The sequence below is a fragment of the Leucobacter soli genome, from assembly GCF_042659205.1.
Taxonomy (GTDB): Bacteria; Actinomycetota; Actinomycetes; order Actinomycetales; family Microbacteriaceae; genus Leucobacter; species Leucobacter soli.
Window position 1 is genome coordinate 1 of record NZ_JBHSRW010000217.1, and the last position, 3,840, is coordinate 3,840.

Annotated in this window: 4 protein-coding genes and 1 pseudogene; 1 reads left to right on the forward strand and 4 read right to left on the reverse strand. The window is 69.8% G+C overall.

The window, feature by feature from the left end; translation table 11 throughout:
- Positions 1-217, forward strand: a pseudogene (locus ACFPZL_RS11010) (metallophosphoesterase); the annotation flags it as partial.
- Between the two features lie 88 nt (positions 218-305).
- Here ACFPZL_RS11010 and ACFPZL_RS11015 read toward each other — a convergent pair.
- The 4 genes from ACFPZL_RS11015 to ACFPZL_RS11030 all read right to left on the reverse strand — a co-directional run.
- Positions 306-1,367 (reverse strand): aspartate-semialdehyde dehydrogenase, encoded by a 1,062-nt coding sequence (locus tag ACFPZL_RS11015; protein WP_218115289.1) that lies wholly within the window; start codon positions 1,365-1,367, stop codon positions 306-308.
- 136 nt (positions 1,368-1,503) lie between these two features.
- Positions 1,504-2,781, reverse strand: coding sequence for an aspartate kinase (locus ACFPZL_RS11020; protein WP_218115291.1), 1,278 nt, complete (start codon positions 2,779-2,781; stop codon positions 1,504-1,506).
- A 222-nt stretch (positions 2,782-3,003) separates the two neighbouring features.
- Positions 3,004-3,612, reverse strand: coding sequence for a recombination mediator RecR (gene recR, locus ACFPZL_RS11025; RefSeq protein WP_218115292.1), 609 nt, complete (start codon positions 3,610-3,612; stop codon positions 3,004-3,006).
- A gap of 3 nt (positions 3,613-3,615) precedes the next feature.
- Positions 3,616-3,840 (reverse strand): hypothetical protein (locus ACFPZL_RS11030; protein ID WP_382335424.1); only part of this gene is annotated, 225 nt, incomplete at its 5' end.

Sequence of the window (3,840 nt, forward strand, 5' to 3'; positions counted from 1 at the left end):
GGTGCGGGTCCCCGGCGTCGGGGCGCTCACCGCCAACTGCGACCTGCCCGTGCGCCAGGCGCGCGGGCTGAGCGCCTGGTACGACGCGGAGCACGCCGCCTACCTGAACGTCAGCGCCGGCCTCGGTGCGTCGATCTACGCGCCCATCCGCTTCGCCTGCCGACCGGAGGCGTCGCTGATCACGCTCGAGACGGCACGGGAGACCCTACCGGCGTAGGCGCCGCCCTGAAGCACGAGCGGACCGCCGCGCAGAACCGCGCGCTCTGGCTCGGCGCTCCGCGCTGCGGACCGCCCTGCGCGCCCGCTTACGCGGCCCGCAGCTTCTCGGCGACCAGCTCCGCGATCTGCACCGCGTTCAACGCGGCGCCCTTGCGCAGGTTGTCGTTCGAGATGAAGAGCACGAGCCCGCGCCCTTCCGGCGCGGACTGATCCGCGCGGATCCGCCCGACGTACGAGGGGTCGTTGCCGGCGGCCTCGAGCGGGGTCGGCACGTCGCTCAGTTCGACTCCCGGAGCGTCCGCGAGCACCTCACGGGCGCGATCCGGCGAGATCGGCTTCGCGAACTCCGCGTGGATCGACAGCGAGTGCCCGGTGAAGACGGGGACGCGCACGCAGGTGCCGGCGACTCGCAGCTCCGGCAGCTCGAGGATCTTGCGGCTCTCGTTGCGCAGCTTCTTCTCCTCGTCGGTCTCGCCCTCGCCGTCGTCGACGATGGAACCGGCGAGGGGGAGCACGTCGAACGCGATGGTCTTCGTGTACACCTCGGGTGCGGGGAAGTCCACGGAGGCGCCGTCGTGCACGAGCCCCTCGATCCCGCCTGCCTCGACGGCCGCCGTGACCTGCCCGGCGAGCTCGCGCGCACCGGCGAGCCCCGAGCCCGAGACCGCCTGGAAGGTCGTGACGACGAGGCGCTCGAGGCCGGCCTCGGAGTCCAGCGCCTTCATGACGGGCATCGCGGCCATCGTCGTGCAGTTGGGGTTCGCGATGATGCCCTTGGCGGCCTCACCGATCGCGTGCGGGTTGACCTCGCTCACCACGAGGGGGACCTCGGGATCGAGGCGCCAAGCGCTCGAGTTGTCGATGACCACGGCGCCTGCGTCGGCGAACTTGGCCGCGTACTGCCGGGAGGCCGCGCCGCCCGCCGAGAAGAGCGCGATGTCGATCCCGCTCGGATCCGCGGTGTCGACGTCCTCGACCACGATCGGCTCGCCTCGGAACTCCAGCGTGGTGCCCGCCGAGCGTGCGCTCGAGAAGAGGCGCAGGCTCGCGATCGGGAAGCCGCGCTCGTCGAGGAGGCGGCGCATCACGGCGCCGACCTGGCCGGTGGCGCCGACGACGGCGACGTTCACACCCTTGGCTTCAGACATGTTCACAATTCCTTACGGTTCCATCCGTCATCCTGCGCGAAGTCGCAGGATATAGATGCGGGTGATGGATCCTGCGATCCGCTGCGCGGCCGCGGGATGGCGGGTTAAGGACAGGGCGTCACGCAGGATGACGGGGCTAGCGGCCGGTGCCGGCGTAGACGGTGGCCTCCGCCTCTGCGTCCAGGCCGAATGCGGTGTGGAGGGCGCGCACGGCCTTCTCCATGTGGTCGACGCGGGTGACGACCGAGACGCGGATCTCGCTGGTGGAGATCATCTCGATGTTGATCCCCGCCTCGTAGAGGGCCCGGAAGAGCTGCGCCGAGACACCCGAGGCGTCCCGCATCCCGCCTCCCACGACGGCGATCTTCGCGATCTGGTCGTCGTACTGCAGGCTGCCGTAGGCGAGAGCCTCCCGCTCGGCCTCGAGCGCCTCGACGACCCGTCGCCCATCGCCCATCGGCACGGTGAACGAGATGTCGGTGAGGTTGGTGTCGGCCGCCGAGACGTTCTGCACGATCATGTCGATGTTGGCGTTGGTCTTGGCGACGACCTCGAAGATCTGCGCGGCCTTGCCCGGCACATCGGGGACGCCGGCGACGGTGATCTTCGCCTCGCTCTTCTCGAACGCGATGCCGGTGATGATCGGTTCTTCCATGTGCTCCCCTTCCGAGAGGCCCTTCTCGGGGTCGTAGACGACGGTGCCCGGCTCGCCGGAGAACGACGAGCGCACGTGCAGCTCGACGCCGTGACGGCGGGCGTATTCGACGGCGCGCAGGTGCAGCACCTTGGCGCCCGATGCGGCGAGTTCGAGCATCTCCTCGAAGGTGATGCGATCGATCTTGCGCGCCAGCGGAACGACCCGAGGGTCGGTGGTGAAGACGCCGTCGACATCGGTGTAGATCTCGCAGACGTCGGCGTCGAGCGCCGCGGCGAGGGCGACGGCGGTCGTGTCGGATCCGCCCCGGCCGAGGGTCGTGATGTCGCCGGTGCCGCGGTTGAACCCCTGGAAGCCGGCGACGATCGCGATGGCGCCCTGGTCGAGGGCCTCGCGCACCCGCTTCGGGGTGACGTCGACGATCTTCGCCGAACCGTGGTCCGCGGTGGTGATCATGCCGGCCTGGCTGCCGGTGAACGAGAGCGCTTCGAAGCCCATGCCCTTGATCGCCATGGCGAGCAGCGCCATCGAGATCCGCTCGCCGGCGGTCAGCAGCATGTCGAGCTCGCGCGGGGCCGGGATGGGGGTGACCTCGTCGGCCAGCTCGAGCAGTTCGTCGGTGGTGTCGCCCATCGCGCTGACCGCGACCACGACATCGTTGCCGGCCCGACGGGTCTCGGAGATCCGCTTCGCGACACGCTTGATGCTCTCGGCGTCCGCGACCGATGAGCCGCCGAACTTCTGCACGATCAATGCCACGGAGCCTCCAGCGGTACGGCGCAAAATATATGGGAACGACCAGTCTATCGCGCCGCACATGCAGGCAGGGTCAGAGATCCGCGCAGCATCTGGGATCTGCGCAGCGTCTGGGATCTGCGCAGCGTCGACCAGAATCTTGAGAAACTACTGACGCTGCGCAGATTACTGACGCTGCGCCGGGCGACACCTCGAAGTGCCGCTGAGCTCCGGGCGGCGGGAGTGTCAGGAGAGCCGGGTGCGCCCCTCGAAGGCCCGGCCGAGCGTGACCTCGTCCGCGAACTCGAGATCGCCGCCGACGGGCAGCCCGGAGGCGAGTCGGGAGACCGGGATCTCGATGGCGTTGAGGAGCCGGGAGAGGTACGCCGCCGTCGCCTCTCCCTCGAGGTTCGGGTCGGTCGCGAGGATGACCTCGCGCACGGGCTCCCCGCCGTCGCCGGCGCTCAGCCGACGCATGAGCTGCGGGATGCTGAGGTCGTCCGGGCCGATGCCGTCGATGGGGCTGATCGCCCCGCCGAGCACGTGGTAGAGGCCGCGGAACTGGCGGGTCCGCTCGATCGCGACCACGTCCTTCGGCTCCTCGACCACGCAGATCAGGGTCTGATCGCGACGGGGGTCGCGGCAGATGGAGCAGCGCTGTTCCTCGGTGATGTTTCCGCAGACCTCGCAGAAGCGCACTTTCTCGCGCACGACGGTCAGCAGCTCCGCCAGGCGGGAGACGTCGAAGTTCTGGGTCTGCAGGATGTGGAACGCGATCCGCTGCGCCGATTTGGGCCCGATGCCCGGCAGACGGCCGAACTCGTCGATCAGGTCCTGCACGATGCCGTCGTACATGGGCTACTCCCCGCTCTGCGGCAACGGCCGCTCTTCGATGAACCGCGCGCCGAGCAGTTCGCGCACGACGGACTCCCCGTAGCGGGTGCTCTCCGCCGGGGCCGGACCCGATGCGTACGAGGGCGCCGGCGCGACTGCCGGCGCGCCCGAGGGTTTTCTCTCGGATGAGTCGGCCGACGACTCGGCGAACGTCGGCTGCGAGCGCACGGCCGGCGCGGGCACGGCCGG

Excerpts from the sequence above, each read along its gene's own strand:
- recR (WP_218115292.1), bottom strand. The coding sequence starts at position 3,612 with ATGTACGACGGCATCGTGCAGGACCTGATCGACGAGTTCGGCCGTCTG.
- ACFPZL_RS11015 (WP_218115289.1), bottom strand. The coding sequence starts at position 1,367 with ATGTCTGAAGCCAAGGGTGTGAACGTCGCCGTCGTCGGCGCCACCGGC.